This window comes from Thermus sp. CCB_US3_UF1 (assembly GCF_000236585.1).
Lineage (GTDB): Bacteria > Deinococcota > Deinococci > Deinococcales > Thermaceae > Thermus.
The window spans coordinates 1893199-1907547 of record NC_017278.1 but is presented as its reverse complement, the minus strand read 5'-3'; the positions used below and the strand labels follow the sequence as shown (position 1 = coordinate 1907547).

General features: G+C 69.4%; 15 protein-coding genes. 8 read left to right on the top strand and 7 right to left on the bottom strand.

All coding sequences use genetic code 11. The features are described 5' to 3' along the window. The first annotated feature begins 27 nt into the window (after window positions 1-27). Window positions 28-657: a winged helix-turn-helix domain-containing protein gene (locus TCCBUS3UF1_RS09485; RefSeq protein WP_014516287.1), complete on the top strand. Its 630-nt coding sequence runs from the start codon at window positions 28-30 to the stop codon at window positions 655-657. Here the strand turns inward: TCCBUS3UF1_RS09485 and TCCBUS3UF1_RS09480 are convergent. From TCCBUS3UF1_RS09480 to TCCBUS3UF1_RS09470, 3 genes are read right to left on the bottom strand one after another with little or no spacing between them, the layout of a single operon-like run. After that, window positions 654-1613, bottom strand: a complete 960-nt coding sequence (locus tag TCCBUS3UF1_RS09480; protein WP_041433871.1) for an aldo/keto reductase family protein — start codon at window positions 1611-1613, stop codon at window positions 654-656. The genes TCCBUS3UF1_RS09485 and TCCBUS3UF1_RS09480 overlap by 4 nt on opposite strands. Before the next feature lie 43 nt (window positions 1614-1656). Beyond that, on the bottom strand, window positions 1657-1869 hold the full coding sequence (locus tag TCCBUS3UF1_RS09475) for a CDGSH iron-sulfur domain-containing protein (protein ID WP_014516285.1): 213 nt from the start codon (window positions 1867-1869) through the stop codon (window positions 1657-1659). Between the two features lie 9 nt (window positions 1870-1878). After that, window positions 1879-2352 (bottom strand): AbrB family transcriptional regulator, encoded by a 474-nt coding sequence (locus TCCBUS3UF1_RS09470; protein WP_014516284.1) that lies wholly within the window; start codon window positions 2350-2352, stop codon window positions 1879-1881. Between the two features lie 26 nt (window positions 2353-2378). Between TCCBUS3UF1_RS09470 and TCCBUS3UF1_RS09465 the strand changes: the two genes are divergently transcribed. Further along, complete coding sequence (locus TCCBUS3UF1_RS09465; RefSeq protein WP_014516283.1) at window positions 2379-4685, top strand: penicillin acylase family protein; 2307 nt, start codon at window positions 2379-2381, stop codon at window positions 4683-4685. On the opposite strand, the gene TCCBUS3UF1_RS09460 is transcribed toward TCCBUS3UF1_RS09465, so the two are convergent. After that, window positions 4686-6779 (bottom strand): AAA family ATPase, encoded by a 2094-nt coding sequence (locus tag TCCBUS3UF1_RS09460; RefSeq protein WP_014516282.1) that lies wholly within the window; start codon window positions 6777-6779, stop codon window positions 4686-4688. Window positions 6780-6847: 68 nt separating this feature from the next. On the opposite strand from TCCBUS3UF1_RS09460, the gene glgC reads away from it, so the two are divergent. The 6 genes from glgC to TCCBUS3UF1_RS09430 are packed head-to-tail and all read left to right on the top strand — an operon-like array spanning window position 6848 to window position 11833. Continuing rightward, the gene (gene glgC, locus TCCBUS3UF1_RS09455; RefSeq protein ID WP_014516281.1) at window positions 6848-8092 is read left to right on the top strand and encodes a glucose-1-phosphate adenylyltransferase; all 1245 of its coding nucleotides are present in this window, start codon (window positions 6848-6850) and stop codon (window positions 8090-8092) included. A gap of 2 nt (window positions 8093-8094) precedes the next feature. Continuing rightward, window positions 8095-8781 (top strand): SagB/ThcOx family dehydrogenase, encoded by a 687-nt coding sequence (locus tag TCCBUS3UF1_RS09450; protein ID WP_014516280.1) that lies wholly within the window; start codon window positions 8095-8097, stop codon window positions 8779-8781. A 20-nt stretch (window positions 8782-8801) separates the two neighbouring features. Then, a complete protein-coding gene (locus TCCBUS3UF1_RS09445) occupies window positions 8802-9476 on the top strand; it encodes a response regulator transcription factor (protein WP_041433870.1) in 675 nt (224 codons plus the stop codon). Then, complete coding sequence (locus TCCBUS3UF1_RS09440; protein WP_014516278.1) at window positions 9476-9856, top strand: gamma-glutamylcyclotransferase; 381 nt, start codon at window positions 9476-9478, stop codon at window positions 9854-9856. The genes TCCBUS3UF1_RS09445 and TCCBUS3UF1_RS09440 overlap by 1 nt, the downstream gene beginning before the upstream one ends. A 23-nt stretch (window positions 9857-9879) precedes the next feature. Continuing rightward, window positions 9880-11199, top strand: coding sequence for a glycogen synthase (locus TCCBUS3UF1_RS09435; RefSeq protein ID WP_041433869.1), 1320 nt, complete (start codon window positions 9880-9882; stop codon window positions 11197-11199). Between the two features lies 1 nt (window position 11200). After that, the gene (locus tag TCCBUS3UF1_RS09430) at window positions 11201-11833 is read left to right on the top strand and encodes a tetratricopeptide repeat protein (RefSeq protein WP_041433868.1); all 633 of its coding nucleotides are present in this window, start codon (window positions 11201-11203) and stop codon (window positions 11831-11833) included. On the opposite strand, the gene dusA is transcribed toward TCCBUS3UF1_RS09430, so the two are convergent. The 3 genes from dusA to TCCBUS3UF1_RS09415 all read right to left on the bottom strand — a co-directional run bounded on the left by dusA (window position 11732) and on the right by TCCBUS3UF1_RS09415 (window position 14331). Beyond that, window positions 11732-12757 (bottom strand): tRNA dihydrouridine(20/20a) synthase DusA, encoded by a 1026-nt coding sequence (gene dusA, locus TCCBUS3UF1_RS09425; RefSeq protein WP_014516276.1) that lies wholly within the window; start codon window positions 12755-12757, stop codon window positions 11732-11734. The genes TCCBUS3UF1_RS09430 and dusA overlap by 102 nt on opposite strands. Then, window positions 12750-13775 (bottom strand): 4-hydroxy-3-methylbut-2-enyl diphosphate reductase, encoded by a 1026-nt coding sequence (ispH, locus tag TCCBUS3UF1_RS09420; protein ID WP_014516275.1) that lies wholly within the window; start codon window positions 13773-13775, stop codon window positions 12750-12752. Before ispH ends, dusA begins: the two co-directional genes overlap by 8 nt. Before the next feature lie 88 nt (window positions 13776-13863). Next, window positions 13864-14331, bottom strand: coding sequence for a DUF302 domain-containing protein (locus TCCBUS3UF1_RS09415; RefSeq protein ID WP_014516274.1), 468 nt, complete (start codon window positions 14329-14331; stop codon window positions 13864-13866). Between the last annotated feature and the right edge of the window lie 18 nt (window positions 14332-14349).

Genomic DNA, 14349 nt, shown 5'->3' with positions numbered 1-14349 from the left:
ATGCAAGGGGATGTTTAGAGTAGAGCCATGCCCTTCCCGGTCACCACCCCCCTGGCGGCCCGCCTGCTGGCGGACCCGGAGATGGCCGTCTGCCTCAAGCCCTTCATGAAAGGGCCGGCCAGCGTCAAGGACCTGGCCCTGGCCCGGGGCCTCTCCCTGCAACGGGCCCACTACCGGGTGGGGTTGTTGCGGAAGGCGGGCCTCCTGGTCCCTGCGGGCCTCCAGCCCCGTCGGGGAAGGCCCATAAAGCTTTACCGCGCGGTGGACACGGATTTCCTGGTTCCCAAAGCCCTGGTCCCCCCCGGGGTCTGGCGGGCCCTGGAGGCCGCCCAAAGCTGGCAGGAGGAATGGGAAAAGGCCCTGGAAGCCTGCGATGCCGGTTATGGCACCGCCCTTCGCGTCCGCCTCAACCCCCAAGGCCTCCTGGTCTTTGGGCCCGAGGAGGCCGAGGAGGAGCCAGAGCTTTTGGCCGAGGGGTTCCCCCCTCTCCTCAACCTGTGGAGCGCCGGGCTTTACCTGCGGCGGGAGGAGGCCAAGGCCCTCCAGCGGGAGATCTGGGCCCTATACCAGCGCTACGCCCTTCTCTCCCCGCTGGGCAAGGAGGAGGGCCAGGCCCGCTACCTCCTCCACCTGGGCCTGGCCCCGGCCTCGGATTAGGCTTCGCCCTTCAGGATGGCCTCTATGCGCTGCAGGGCCTCTTCCGGCAGGTCTACGCCGGCAGCCCCCAGGCTTTCCCGGATCTGCTCCGGCCGGGTCGCCCCGGTGATGGCGCTGGAGATGCCGGGAAGCCGCAACACCCAGGCCAGGGCCAACTGGGTGCGGGTGAGGCCCAAGGCGTCGGCCACCTCCTTGAGCTTTTGCACCTTTTTGCGGTTTTCCTCGGTGAAGAAGCGCTCGGCGAACTGGGGGTAGCGGGCGAAGCGGCTGCCCTCGGGGATGCCCTCGTCGTACCGCCCGGTGAGCATGCCCATGGCCAACGGGCTCCAGACCACCAGGCCCAGGCCAAAGCGCCCGGCTTCGGGCAGGATCTCTCCCTCCACCCGCTCCCGGTAGAGCATGGAGTACTGGGGCTGTTCCACCACGGGCGGGTGGAGGCCGTTGGCCTTGGCGAAGGCCACCGCCTCGGCGATGCGGGCCGCGGGCCATTCCGAGGTGCCCCAGTAGAGGGCGTACCCCTTCTCCACGATGGTGTGCATGGCGTAGACGATCTCCTCCATGGGCACCTCGGGGTCGTAGCGGTGGGCGAAGAAGAGGTCCACGTAATCGGTCTTTAGCCGCTTGAGGCTCTTGGTGATGCTCTCCAGGAGGTGCTTGCGGCTTAGGCCCCGGTCGTTGGGGTCCTCCGACATGGGCCAGTAGGCCTTGGTGGAAAGGACCAGGGTGTGCCGAGGGAACTCCTTCAGGACCTCCCCCATGACCTCCTCGGCCAGACCCTTGGCGTAGACATCGGCGTTATCAAAGAAGTTCACCCCGCCCTCGTAGGCGATCTTGACCATCTCCCGGACGGTTTCCTTGTCCTTGACCACATCGCCGAAGGTGACCCAGGCCCCGAGGGAGATCTCGGAAACCTTCAGGCCCCACTGGCCCAGCTTGCGGTAGCGCATCCCGCCCATACCTCCCGGAGTCTACCCCCTTTCCCCGCCCATGACCAGCGGGTCAGTCCCCTTCCTCCACCTCCACCACCCCACCCGGGGCCTGGAAGCCGATGCGGGCGTGGGTCCCGTCGCAAAGGGGCTTCTTCCCCGAACCCCCGCAGCGGCAAAGGGAGAGGCGGGGCCGTTCCAGGACCTCTTCCCGTTCCCCTACCCGGACCACAAAGCGCTTTCCTTCTACCCGTATGGGCCCGTTTTCCACGAACTCCAGCCGCATGTCCCTAGCCTAGCGCAGGAGGCGGGCCAGGACGGGAAGGAGGAGGAAGAGGAGGAAGACCCGCACCGTGTGGAACACCCCCACCAGGGCAGGGTTGCCCCCCTCGGCCTGGCTCAAGGGCCCCATGCCGGTGATCCCCCCGGGGGCGAGGGCGAAGAGCCAGGTCCGGGGCTCCTGCCCCAGGAGGCGGGCGAAGAGGAAGGAGAGGAGGAGGGCCAGGGAAAGAAAGGCCAAGGCGGCCAGGGCGGCGTAGGGGAGGAGGCGGGGGGCGAGGAGATCCTTGCGGAAGGCAAGCCCCACCAGGATCCCCGCCAGGAGTTGGACCAAAAGGTCCAGCCCCCTGGGGGTGGGGGCAGGGGGGAGGAGGAGCTGATGGAGCCCGGTGCCCAGCATGGCCCCCACCACCGCCCCCCCGGGAAGGCCCAGGCGGTGGAAGAGGAGGCCCAGGAGGAGGCCGCTAAGGGAAGCGCGCAGGAGGTCCATGGACCTATGGTATGCTCCGTCCAACTATGAAACGCTTCCTCAAGGCGTTGGCCTGGCTTGTGGGCATTGGGGCAGGGCTTTCGCTCCTTGCGGGCTTGGGCCTCTACTTCCTGTTGCGGGCCTCCTTGCCCCAGGGGGAAGGGCGCCTGAGCTTAAAGGGCCTTTCCGCCCCGGTGGAGGTGGTGCGGGATGGGCGGGGGGTGGTGCGGGTCAGGGCCGCTACCCTGGAGGACCTCTTCTTCGCCCAAGGTTTCGTCCACGCCCAGGAGCGGCTTTGGCAGATGGAGTTCCAGCGCCGGGTGGGCCAGGGGCGGCTTTCCGAGGTCTTGGGGGAGGCCACCTTGGCCCAGGACCGCTTCCTGCGCACCTGGGGCTTTTACCGGGCGGCCCAGGCGGCTTACGCCAGGCTTTACCCTGAGGAAAAGCGGGTGGTGGAGGCCTATGTGGCGGGGGTAAACGCCTTTTTGGCGAGCGGGGCCCCCTTGCCCCCGGAGTTCCGCCTCCTCGGCTTCCGCCCCGAGCCCTGGACGGGGCCCGATGTCCTGGTCTGGGCCAAGATGATGAGCTTTGACCTCTCGGGGAACTGGGAGGAGGAGCTTAAGCGCCACCGCCTCCTGGCCCGGGGGATAAGCCCCGAGCGGCTTCTGGAACTCCTCCCCCCCTATCCCGAGGACGCCCCCACCATCCTGCGGGCCGAGGACCTCCGCCTCGGGCTGAAGCGGGAGGAGGCCGCAAGCGCCCTTTTGCGCCTGGCCCCGCCCCGGGCCTTGGAGGCCAGCAACAACTGGGTGGTGGCGGGAAGCCGCACCGTCACGGGAAAGCCCTTCCTGGCCGACGACCCCCACCTGGGCCTGGGGGCTCCCAGCCTCTGGTTCCTCATGGCCCTCGAGGGCCCCGGTTACCGCGCCATCGGGGCCACGCTGCCAGGGGTGCCGGGGGTCGTGATCGGCCACAACGGGCGCATCGCCTGGGGGGTGACCAACGTGGGGGCGGACGTGCAGGACCTCTACCTCCTGGAGGAGGTGGGGGGGAAGGGGTACCGGTATAGGGGCCAGGTGGTCCCCTACCGGGTGCGGGAGGAGCGGATCCGGATCAAGGGGGGAAAGGAGGAGGTCCTTAAGGTGCGGGAAACCCTCTACGGCCCGGTGATCACCGACGCCCTGCAGGACCCCCCCCAGACCCCCATGGCCCTGCGCTGGGTGAGCCTGGATCCCGAGGACCACCTCCTCATGGCCTATTTGGGCATCAACCGGGCGGGGAACTGGGAAGAGTTCAAGGAGGCCCTCCGCCCCTACTCCGCCCCCAGCCAAAACTTCGTCTACGCCGACGTGGATGGGAATATCGGCTACATCGCCCCGGGGAAGTTCCCCATCCGCAAGGAGGGGCACACCGGCATGGTGCCCGTGCCCGGGAACGGGGAGTGGGACTGGCTGGGCTACCGCCCCCCGGAGGCGTGGCCCCAGGTCCTGAACCCCCCGGAGGGCTTCCTGGTGACGGCCAACCACAAGGTCACCCCGCCCGGCTTCCCCTACGCCCTCACCTACGACTGGGCGGAGCCCTACCGGGCGGAGCGGATCAGGGAGATGCTCTTGGCCAAGGAGAAGCTTTCCCTGGAGGATATGAAGGCCATCCAGCAGGACCAAAAAAGCCTCCTGTACCGGGACTTCCGCCCGGTGCTGGAGCTTTTGTCCCCCCTTTCCGAGGGGGGCCGGGCCTGGCGGGAGAGGCTACTGGCCTGGGACGGCACCATGGCCGCGGGTTCGGAGGAGGCCCTGGTCTTCGCCCTCTGGTACACCGAGCTCACCCGCCTGCCCGAGCGGGAGGTGGGGGAGGCCTACTGGGATGAGCCCCGCTACCTCCTGAAGGCCCTCAAGGAGGGGGACCCCAACTGCGACCAGCCGGAAACCGAGCCAAAGGAAACCTGCCTGGACTTTGCCGCCTTGGCCCTGGAGCGGGCCCTGGACCGCAAGGCCTCCTTGGGGGCCAGGACCTGGGGGGAGGTCCACCGGGCCACCTTCCCCCACGCGGTCCTCACCCACACCCCCTTGCGGCGGCTCAGCGACCGGGCGGTCCCCTTCGGCGGCGACCGCTACACGGTCAACGTGGGGCCCTTTGACCCCGTTTCCCTGCGCATGGACCACGGCCCCAGCTACCGCCAGATCCTGGACCTGGCCAACCTCGAGGCCTCCTGGTTCATCCACCCCATGGGCCAGTCGGGCCATTTCCTCTCCCCCCACTACGCTGACCTCCTCCCCCTTTGGGCCAGGGGCGCCTACCTGGCCATGGGCTTGGGGCCAGGGGGAAGGACCCTCCTCCTGGAGCCCGGGCGGTAGCTAGCCCTTCTCCCCCTCGCCGTTTTCCAGGGTCTGGAAGTGGGCCAGGGCCTCCCGCACCTTCTCGTGCACCCAGTAGGCCTTGCGGCCAAAGAGGAGCTCCATGGCCTCGTCCACCTCCGCCACCGCGTACACGTGGAAGCGCCCCTCCTCCACCGCCCGCACCACCTCGGGCCTCAGGGTGAGGTGGGGTAGGTTCGCCCTGGGGAGGACCACCCCCTGGCTTCCCGTGAGGCCTAGGGTCTTGCAGACCCGGTAAAACCCCTCCACCTTCTCCGCCACCCGGCCCACCGCCAGCACCCGCCCCGTCTGGTCGATGGCCCCCGTGACCGCCAGGTCCTGCCTTAGGGGGAGGCCGGAGAGGGCCGAAAGGACGGCCAGAAGCTCGGCCAGGCCCGCCGAGTCCCCCTCAATCCCCCCGTAGCTTTGCTCAAACACCAGGCTTACGGTGGCGGAAAGGGCCCCCACCTGGGCGTACGCCCCCCGCAGGTACCCGGCCAGGGTGAGGACGGCCTTGTGGAAGACCTGCCCCCCCAGGCCCACCTCCCGGTCGATGGAGAGGATCCCCTCCCGCCCGGGGCCGGCCTGGGCGGTGATGCGCACCGGGCGCCCCAGGGGCACCGGGCCCTCCAGCACCACCAAGCCGTTCACCTCCCCTACCCGCTCCCCCGCCACCTCCAGGGCCACCACGCCCTCCCGGAGGTCCTGAAGGTAGAGTTCCTCCTCCAGGGCGAACCGTTCCTCCCGGCCCCGGACCGCTTCCCGCACCGCGGGGCCGTCCAGGGGCCGCTTCAGGGCCTGGGCCTCCCGGGCCAGGTCCAAAAGGCGGTAGATCCGGGCATCCAGCCGCTCCTTGTGCCCGGCAAGCCGCCGGGCCTCGTCGGCCAGGGCGGCCAGGCCCTCGGGGGTCAGGGCGATGCCCTCCGCTTCCAGGAACCCCCCCAGATAGGCCACGTTCTCCGAGGTGTAGGGGATTTCCGGGCTGAACTCCACCCGGAAAGGGAAAAGTTCCAAAAACTCCTCGTCCTCCTCCAGGAAGGCCACCACCTCGGGCGGCCCCACCAGGAAGACCTGGGCCCGGAGAGGGGCGGGTTTGAGCCTAGGCCCCTTGACCTCGGGGCGGGGGGCCAAGGGCTCCACCTCCCCCGTGGCCAGGGCCCGCTTCAGGGGGGCGTAGCTGCCCAGCTCCCATACCCGGTGGGCCTCCAGCACCAAAACCCCCCCGCTGGCCCGGTGCAGGGCCCCGGGGCGGAGGAGGCCCAGGTGGGTGGAAAGGACCCCTTCTTGCACCTCGTACTCCAGGTGGCCAAAAAGCCTTTCCGGGGTGGGGTTGGGCTCGTAGACCACCCGCTCCCCCCCTTCCACCAAGAGCCTGGGCAGGAGGCGTTCCACCTCGGGCTCTTCCTCCAGGGCGGCGGCCCGCAGGAGGGTTTCCAAAACCCAGTCCAGGTACCGCCCGGCCTCAGGGAAGCGCCCCTTCAGCTCCTGGGCCTTGGGCAGGAGGAAGCGCTCGGCAAAGCCTCGCCTGAGGGCCGCCACCTCGGCCTCGGCCCTCTGCCGCACGTCCACGTAGGCCAAGACCGTCTCCTCCAGCCTGGCGGAAAGCTCCGGCGGCAAGGGCCCCTTGCCGGAAAGCCTCAGGCCTTCCTCCCCTTCGGTGAGGGCGAACCCGTACCCCTCGGCCTCCGCGGCCAGGCCCTTGAGGAGGGCTTCCGCCTCCTTCTCGTGCCGGGCCTCCACCAGGCTTTTGGCGTAGAGGAAGCCCTTTTCCCGGAAAAGGGCGGGGGTGAAGTCGGCCAGGAGGGACTCCACCCCCTCCACCAGGGCCCGGCCCTGGCCCGCCCCCAGGAGGAGGGGGAAGGCCTCCTCCCCCAGGGGGAGGTAGACCAGTTCCTCCTTGGGGAAGGTGCGGTCCTGCAGGTAGGCCAGGAGGCGTTTCCTCTTGCCCAGGCCGCTTGGCCCCACCAGGTAGCCGTGCCCCCCCTGGCGGAAGGCGGCCTCGAGGGCCTTCAGGGCCCGCTCCTGGCCAAAGAAGGGCGGGGCGGGCTGGGGCAGGGTGGGGGGGGTGAACCAGGCGAGGGCGTGAACCCGCATCGGCCCCACTATACCTGGACCTGGGCCCAGGAGGAGTTGGGGTAAACTACCGGCAAAGGAGGGATTTCATGGTCAAGGTGGAGGTGCTGGGCATGATCCTGGCGGGGGGGCAGGGAAGCCGCCTCTACCCCCTTACCGCCAAACGGGCCAAGCCCGCGGTGCCCTTTGGGGCCAAGTACCGCATCATCGATTTCGTCCTCAACAACTTCGTCAACTCGGGCATCTACGCCATCTACGTCCTCACCCAGTACAAGGCCCAGTCCCTCACGGAGCACATCCAGCGCTACTGGCGCTTCGGCGCCTTCCTGCAGGACCACTTCATCCTCCTCGTGCCCGCCCAGATGTACCGCTACGAGGAGCTGGGGCCCGTCTGGTACCGGGGTACCGCGGACGCCATCTACCAGAACCTCCACCTGGTGCACAACCACGCCCCCCAGGCCGTGGCCATCTTCGGGGGGGACCACATCTTCAAGATGAACGTCCGCCACATGGTGGACTACCACTACGAGAAGCGGGCGGACATCACCCTCGCCGCCTACCCCGTGCCCGTGGAGGAGGCTAGCCGCTTCGGCGTCTTGCAGGTGGACGAGGAGTGGCGCATTACCGAGTTCCAGGAAAAGCCCAAGACCCCTAGGCCCATCCCCGGCAAGCCCCACCTGGCCCTGGCCTCCATGGGCAACTACATCTTCCGCACCGAGGCCCTCTTTGAGCTCCTGGAGGCCGACGCCCGGGACGAGGCCAGCAGCCACGATTTCGGCAAGGACGTGATCCCCCGGGCCCTCAAGGAGGGGTATAGGGTCTACGCCTACGATTTCCACCGCAACCCCATCCCCGGCCAGGAGGGTCCCAACCTCTACTGGCGGGACGTGGGCACCCTGGACGCCTACTTTGAGGCCAGCATGGACCTGGTCAAGGTCATCCCCGAGTTTGACCTCTTCAACCCCGACTGGCCCCTGCGCACGGCCAACCTCTTCAGCCCCCCCGCCAAGTTCGTCCATGAGACCGGGGAGCGGGTGGGCCGGGCCCTCAACAGCCTCCTGGCCGGGGGGGTGATCGTGAGCGGGGGGACGGTGCGGGAGTCGGTCCTTTTCCGCCGGGTGCGGGTGAACTCCTACAGCCTGGTGGAGCGCTCCGTGCTCTTTGACGACGTGGAGGTGGGGCGCTACTGCCGCATCCGAAACGCCATCATCGACAAGAACGTGAGGATCCCGCCCCATACCGAGATCGGCTACGACCTCGAGGCCGACCGGGCCCGGGGCTTCACCGTGACCCCGGAAGGGGTGGTGGTGGTGCCCAAGGGGTACCGCTTCTAGCCATGGAGAAGCACCCGGGCAAGCTCTTCTACCGCCTTTCCCGGCTGGGCCCCGGGGACGAGCTTCCCCTAAGGCGCAGGCCCCGGGCCAAGGTCTACGCCAACCCCCTGGAAACCCAGGCCCTGCCCGCCCCCAGGCTGGAGGGGGGAGCCCCCGTGTTCCGGGCCCTGGCCCACCTCCGGCCGGCCCTGCCCCAGGTGGGGGCGGCCCTGACCCTCAAGGACCTTTCCCAGATCCTCTTTCCCTTGGCGGAGCGGGAGGGGGGGCGGGGCTTCCCCTCGGCGGGGGAGGCCTACCCCTTGGAGGCCTACCTGGTGGTGCGCCGGGTGGAGGGGGTCTTCCCCGGGGTCTACCACTACTTCCCCAAGGAGCACCAGCTCTTCCAGATCGCCGCCCGGCTGGACGAGGGGGCCTGGTCCGAGGCCCTTCTGGGCCTTTCCCTGGAGCGGGTGGCGGCTTGGCTGGTGCTTACCCTGGTGCCCGAGCGCAGCGAGGCCTTGTTTGGCCTGCGCGGCTACCGGTATGCTCTCCTCGAGGCCGGTTATGCGGCAAGCCTGGTCTTCCTTTCCGCCATCGCCCAAAGCCTGGCGGCCTATCCGGCGGAAACCTTCTACGACGAAGGGGTGGCCCGGTTGCTGGGTTTGCCCGAAGGGGAATACCCAGGGGTGGTTCTGATCTTGGGACGTTAGGAAAGGGATATTCGGGATTTATGGCGCGTATTCTCTGCGTAGAGGACGATCCGCAAGTGGGGGAGCTGGTCAAGCGTTTCCTGGAGCGGGAGGGGTTTTCCGTGGCCTGGGTGCGCACGGGGCGAGAGGCCCTGGCGCAGGCCTGGAAAGCCCCCAAGCCCGACCTGGTGGTCCTGGACCGGGGGCTTCCCGACCTGGAGGGCCTCGAGGTCCTAAAGTCCCTGCGGGAGCTGGACCCCCTCCTGCCGGTCCTCCTCCTCACGGGCCGGGCCGACGAGGAGAGCCGGGTGGAGGGGCTTCTGGAGGGGGCGGACGACTACCTGGGCAAGCCCTTCTCCCTCAAGGAGCTTCTGGCCCGCATCAAGGCCCTCCTGCGCCGGGCGGGCAAGGAGGGGAGGCGGCGCTTCGGCCCCTTGGAGCTGGACCTGGAGGCCAGGAAGGCCTATTGGGAGGGGGAGCCCCTCAGGCTTTCCGCCACGGAGATGAACCTCCTCCTGGCCCTGGCCCAGGCCCCGGGCCGGGTCTACACCCGGGGGGAGCTTTTAGAGAGGGTCTGGGGCCCGGAGTTTGAGGGCTCGGAGCGGGTGGTGGACGCCTACATCCGCCTCCTGCGCAAAAAGCTAAAGGACGACCCCCAAGCCCCCCGCTTCATTGAGACCGTGGTGGGGGTGGGGTACCGCTTCCTGGGGGAGTAGTGGAGCGGGTCTTCGTCTACGGCACCCTGAAGCGGGGGGAGCGGAACCACCCCCTGGTGGCGGAAGGGGTGAAGAGGGTCCTGCCCGGGTACGTGGAGGGGTTCGCCCTTTACCACCTGCCCCCCGGGGGGGCCCGTCCCTACGCCTACCCCGCCATGGTCCCGGGGGAGGGGCGGGTCTACGGGGAGGTGCTCTTTCTGCCCCAGGAGGCCCTTCCCCTCCTGGACGCCCTGGAGGACGAGGGCGAGGAGTACCGCCGGGTCCGGGTGGTGGTGCGGACGGAGGAGGGGCCCCTGGAGGCCTGGGCCTACGTGTACCTGGAGGACCTGGAAGGCGCCCTCCCCCTGCCTGGGGGGGTCTGGCCCCCCACCGACCTCTGACCTGGCCCGGGTAGCATGGGGCCATGCGGGTGCTCCACGTGGCCCCGGAGGCCTACCCCCTGGTCAAGGTGGGGGGGCTGGCGGATGTGGTGGGGGCCTTGCCCAAGGCCCTGGGGCCCTTGGGGGTGGAGGCCGCCGTCCTCCTCCCCTGGCACCGGGGCCTCGAGGCCCAAGGGGTGGGGGAGGTGGCCTACCGCTTCGCCGGGGCGGAGGCCCGGGCCCCCTTGGGGGAGCGGGTGGAGGGGCGGGTGCGCTTCCTCCTCCTGGGGGTGGAGGGGTTTGACCGGGAACGGGTCTACGGCTACCCCGACGACGCCGAGCGTTACCTGCGCTTCGCCCTGGCGGCGGCGGAGGTGGCCCGGGGGTTCCACCTGGTCCATGCCCACGACTGGACCGCGGCCCTCCTTCCCCTCCTCACCCCGGTGCCCGCCGTCCTCACCCTGCACAACCTGGCCCACCAGGGCCTGGTGGACCCGGCCCCCTTCTTCGCCTGGACCGGTCTTCCCTGGAGCCTTTTCCATATGGAGGCCCTGGAGTTCTTTGGCCGGGTGAACCTCCTCAAGGCGGGGATCGTCTTCGCCCGGGCGGTGACCACGGTGAGCCCCTCCTATGCCGCGGAGATCCAGACCCCGGAGTTCGGCATGGGCCTGGATGGGGTCCTGCGCCGCCACGCCCACAAGCTCCGCGGCATCCTGAACGGGCTGGACACCGAGATCTTTGACCCGGCCCGCGACCCCTACCTCCCCGCCCCCTACACCGCGGAGGACCTGAAGGGCAAGCGCCGGGCCCGGCTGGCCTTCCGGCGGCGGACGGGGCTTAGGGGACCCATCCTGGCCTACGTGGGCCGGCTGGACCCCCAGAAGGGGCTGGACCTGGTCCTAAGCGCCCTGCCCCGCCTCCTGGAGCTGGGCTTCAGCCTCTACGTCCAAGGGGTGGGGGAGGAAGGTCTGGCCCGGGCCTTCCGCGAGGCGGAGGCCGCCCATCCGGGCCGGGTCCGCTTCCTGGAGGCCTACGAGGAGGCCATGGCCCACCTGGCCTACGCCGGGGCGGAGGCGCTCCTGGTGCCGAGCCGCTTTGAGCCCTGCGGCCTGGTGCAGATGATCGCCCAGCGCTACGGCACCCCGCCCGTGGCCCGGGCGGTGGGGGGGCTGAAGGACACGGTGGAGGACGGCGGGACCGGGGTGCTCTTCCAGAGCTACCACCCCGAGGGCCTCCTCTACGGGGTCCTGCGCCTTTTCCGCCTGGGTGCGGAGGACCTGGGCCTTCGGGGCATGGCCCGGGACTTCTCCTGGGCCGCTTCCGCCCGGGCTTATCTAGAGGTCTACCGCCAGGCCTTGGGCTAGGATGGAAGGCGTGCTGGCCGACCTCAAAACCCGCGCCCTGGGGGGGGATGGGGAGGCGGTGGCCCTCCTCCGCTTTCTTGGCTTCCTTCGGGCCAAGGCCTACCTCGAGGCCCAGGCCTACGCCGAAGGCTTCCCTGGGGGCCTCCGGGAGCGGCTCCTGGCTGGGCTTTCCCTTTTGCAGGAGGACCCCGAACGCCTGGAAGACCCCCTTTTCGCCGCCGAGCGGGAGGTGGTCTTGGGGGTGAAGGCGGTGGGGGAGGGGCGGCGAGAGGAGGCGGAAGCCCGCTTCCGCAAGGCCTTGGACTTGGACCCCGAGCACCACCGGGCCCTCACCAACCTGGGTACCCTCCACCTGGAGCGGGGGGAGCTGGAGGCGGCTTGGGACTTCTACCAAAGGGCCCTGAAGCTGGCCCCGGAAGACCCCCTCCTTCACGAGAACCTGGCCGCCCTTTACAAGCGCAGGGGGGAGCTGGACAAGATGGTGGCCCACCTGAAGCGGGCCACCCGGCTCAAGATGCGCCCTCCTGCACCCCTAGACCCGGCCACGGGCCAGCCCGTCCGCCGCTTCCGCCTGCCCCTTTGGGCCTGGTTCCTGCTCCTGGCCCTCCTGGTCTACCTCCTCCAGAAGCTTTAGGGCCCGGTCCAGGGCCTTTAGGGAGCGCCCCTCGGAGAGGAGGCGGCGCCAAAGCCGCCCTCCCGGCTGGCCGCGGAAGAGGGAGAGCATGTGCCTGAGCCCCGCCCAGGGGGGAACCCCCCTTTGCGCCTCCTCCTCCAGGTAGGCCCGCATGCGCCGGGCCACCTCCAGGCGGCTTGCCCGGTGGGAAAGGCCAAACACCCGCCGGTCGGCCTCGGCCAGGAGGAAGGGGTCCTGGTAGACCGCCCGGCCCAGCATGACCCCGTCCACCCGCTGGAGGTGGACCAAGGCCTCCTCCAGGCTCTGCACCCCCCCGTTGAGGACAAAGGTGAGCCCGGGAAAGTCCTCCTTGAGCCGGTAGACCCACCCGTGGCGCAGGGGGGGGACCTCCCGGTTGGCCCGGGTGGAGAGGTGGAGGAGGGCGCTGCGGGCGTGGACGATGAACACCCTCACCCCCGCCTCGGCGAAGCGGGCCACCTGGCCGGCCAGGGCGGGGTAGGTTTCCTGGCCCTCGAGGCCCAGGCGCATCTTCACCGTGACCGGGATCCGCACCGCCTCGGCCATGGCGCGGAGGATTTCCACCACCCGCCCGGGGTCCAGGAGGAGGCAGGCCCCGTACCCGCCTTCCTGGGCCTTTTCCGAAGGACAGCCCAGGTTCAGGTTGACCTCGTCGTACCCCCAGGCCTCCCCGATGCGGGCCGCCTCGGCCAGGACCCTCGGGTCGTTCCCCGCCAGCTGCAGGGCCAGGGGGTGCTCCTCCGGGTGGAAGCGAAGGAGCCGTTCCCGGTTCCCCCGAAGCACCCCCAGGGCCACGGTCATCTCCGTGTAGAGGCGCACCCCCCGGCTTACCTGCCGCACCAGGAAGCGGAAGTGCCGGTCGGTGCGGTCCACCATGGGGGCCACGGAGAGGCGGTGGTCAAACATCCCCTAAGACCTCCTCCGGGGCAAGGAGCCTGGGCTCCCGGAAGGCGATCTCCTCCCACTCCCCCTCCTCGATCACCTCCAGGCCCGGGTTCCGCGCCCTCAATAGGGCCACCAGTTCCTCCACCAGGTCCTCGGGGGTGCTGGCCGCCGAGGTCACCCCTACGCTCTCGGCCCCCTGGAGCCAGGCCTCCTTCAGGTCCTTGGCCGTCTCCAGGCGGTAGGCCCGGCCCACCAGGCTCTCCGCCAGCTCCAGAAGGCGCATGCCGTTGGAGGAGTGGGGGCTGGTGAGCACCAGGAAAACGTCCACATGGGGGGCGATGCGCTTCACCGCCTCCTGGCGGTTCTGGGTGGCGTAGCAGAGGTCCTTGCGGGCCGGGACCACCAGCTTGGGGAAGCGGGCTTTGAGGAGGGCGATGGTGGCCAGGGTGTCGTCCACGCTCAGGGTGGTCTGGGTGAGGACCACCACCCGCTCGGGGTCCGGCACCTCCACGGTCCGGGGGTCAGCCAGGCGGGGGTCCTTGCCCACGTGGGTGTGCACCGCCACCAGGATGGTCCTGTCCGGGGCCTCCCCGTAGGTGCCCTTGATCTCCTGGTGGTCGGCGGAGTCCCCGATGAGGAGGATCCAGTACCCCTCCTGGGCGTAGCGCCGGGCCTCGGTGTGCACCTTGGTCACCAGGGGGCAGGTGGCGTCCAGGATGGAAAGCCCCATCTCCGCCGCTTGCCGGCGCACCTGGGGGGGGTGGCCGTGGGCGGAGAAGATCAGGGTGCCGGCCAGGGGCCTGGCCGCCTGCAGGCGCCGGACCTCCTCCAGGTCCTCCACAAAGTGGACCCCCTTGGCCCGCAGGCGGTCCACCACCACCCGGTTGTGGACGATCTCGTGGTAGACCACCACCTCTCCCCGGTCCTTCAGGGCCTCGGCCCAGCGTTCCACCGCCTCAATGGCCATCACCACCCCGGCGCAGAAGCCCCGGGGCCGGGCCAGGTAGAGGCGCTTTAGCCCCCCACTCATGCCCGCCATTCTACCCCCGGGGGAGGGGAGGGAAAGGGCTTGGGGGTACGAAAAGGGCCCAGGGAACCCCTGGGCCCGTAAGAGCCAGGCACCTCTCTTACTTGCCCACCACCTTGGCGATAATGGCCTCAATTTCCTGGCTGGAGGCCGCCATCACCTCGGCCACTTCCTTGGGCAGCATGGGTGCGAAGGCGGCGGCGTTCATGCGGGCGATAAAAACCTTGCCGCCCGAGGTCTGGTAGATGCTTACCCGGCAGGGCATGAAGGCGGAGATGAAGCGGTACTCGTCCTTGGCCAGGATGCGGGCGCTGTAGCGGCCGGAGCAGACGTCAAAGATGAGGATGGGCTGCAGGGTATACCCCTTTTCCGAGAGGATCCCGGCCATGTTGTGGTAGTTGAGGATGCTCCACCCCGCGGCCTTCACCTCGGCCTTGAAGGCCTCTACGGTTTGGGCGAAAGGCTTGGGGCTTTCCGTGACCAGGACCATTTGGGGTTGCCCTTGGGCCAGGGCAAGGCCGAAAACCAACAGCAAGCCGGCGGCGAAACCCTTTAGGAGTTTCGTCATGGTCTAGCCTCCTTGGGG

Bases quoted from the DNA above. Each gene is read 5' to 3' on its own strand.
- TCCBUS3UF1_RS09430 (WP_041433868.1), top strand. From the start codon at position 11,201: ATGGAAGGCGTGCTGGCCGACCTCAAAACCCGCGCCCTGGGGGGGGAT.
- TCCBUS3UF1_RS09445 (WP_041433870.1), top strand. From the start codon at position 8,802: ATGGCGCGTATTCTCTGCGTAGAGGACGATCCGCAAGTGGGGGAGCTG.
- ispH (WP_014516275.1), bottom strand. From the start codon at position 13,775: ATGGCGGGCATGAGTGGGGGGCTAAAGCGCCTCTACCTGGCCCGGCCC.
- TCCBUS3UF1_RS09450 (WP_014516280.1), top strand. From the start codon at position 8,095: ATGGAGAAGCACCCGGGCAAGCTCTTCTACCGCCTTTCCCGGCTGGGC.
- TCCBUS3UF1_RS09470 (WP_014516284.1), bottom strand. From the start codon at position 2,352: ATGGACCTCCTGCGCGCTTCCCTTAGCGGCCTCCTCCTGGGCCTCCTC.
- TCCBUS3UF1_RS09435 (WP_041433869.1), top strand. From the start codon at position 9,880: ATGCGGGTGCTCCACGTGGCCCCGGAGGCCTACCCCCTGGTCAAGGTG.
- TCCBUS3UF1_RS09485 (WP_014516287.1), top strand. From the start codon at position 28: ATGCCCTTCCCGGTCACCACCCCCCTGGCGGCCCGCCTGCTGGCGGAC.
- TCCBUS3UF1_RS09460 (WP_014516282.1), bottom strand. From the start codon at position 6,779: ATGCGGGTTCACGCCCTCGCCTGGTTCACCCCCCCCACCCTGCCCCAG.
- dusA (WP_014516276.1), bottom strand. From the start codon at position 12,757: ATGTTTGACCACCGCCTCTCCGTGGCCCCCATGGTGGACCGCACCGAC.
- TCCBUS3UF1_RS09415 (WP_014516274.1), bottom strand. From the start codon at position 14,331: ATGACGAAACTCCTAAAGGGTTTCGCCGCCGGCTTGCTGTTGGTTTTC.
- TCCBUS3UF1_RS09480 (WP_041433871.1), bottom strand. From the start codon at position 1,613: ATGGGCGGGATGCGCTACCGCAAGCTGGGCCAGTGGGGCCTGAAGGTT.
- TCCBUS3UF1_RS09465 (WP_014516283.1), top strand. From the start codon at position 2,379: ATGAAACGCTTCCTCAAGGCGTTGGCCTGGCTTGTGGGCATTGGGGCA.
- TCCBUS3UF1_RS09475 (WP_014516285.1), bottom strand. From the start codon at position 1,869: ATGCGGCTGGAGTTCGTGGAAAACGGGCCCATACGGGTAGAAGGAAAG.
- glgC (WP_014516281.1), top strand. From the start codon at position 6,848: ATGGTCAAGGTGGAGGTGCTGGGCATGATCCTGGCGGGGGGGCAGGGA.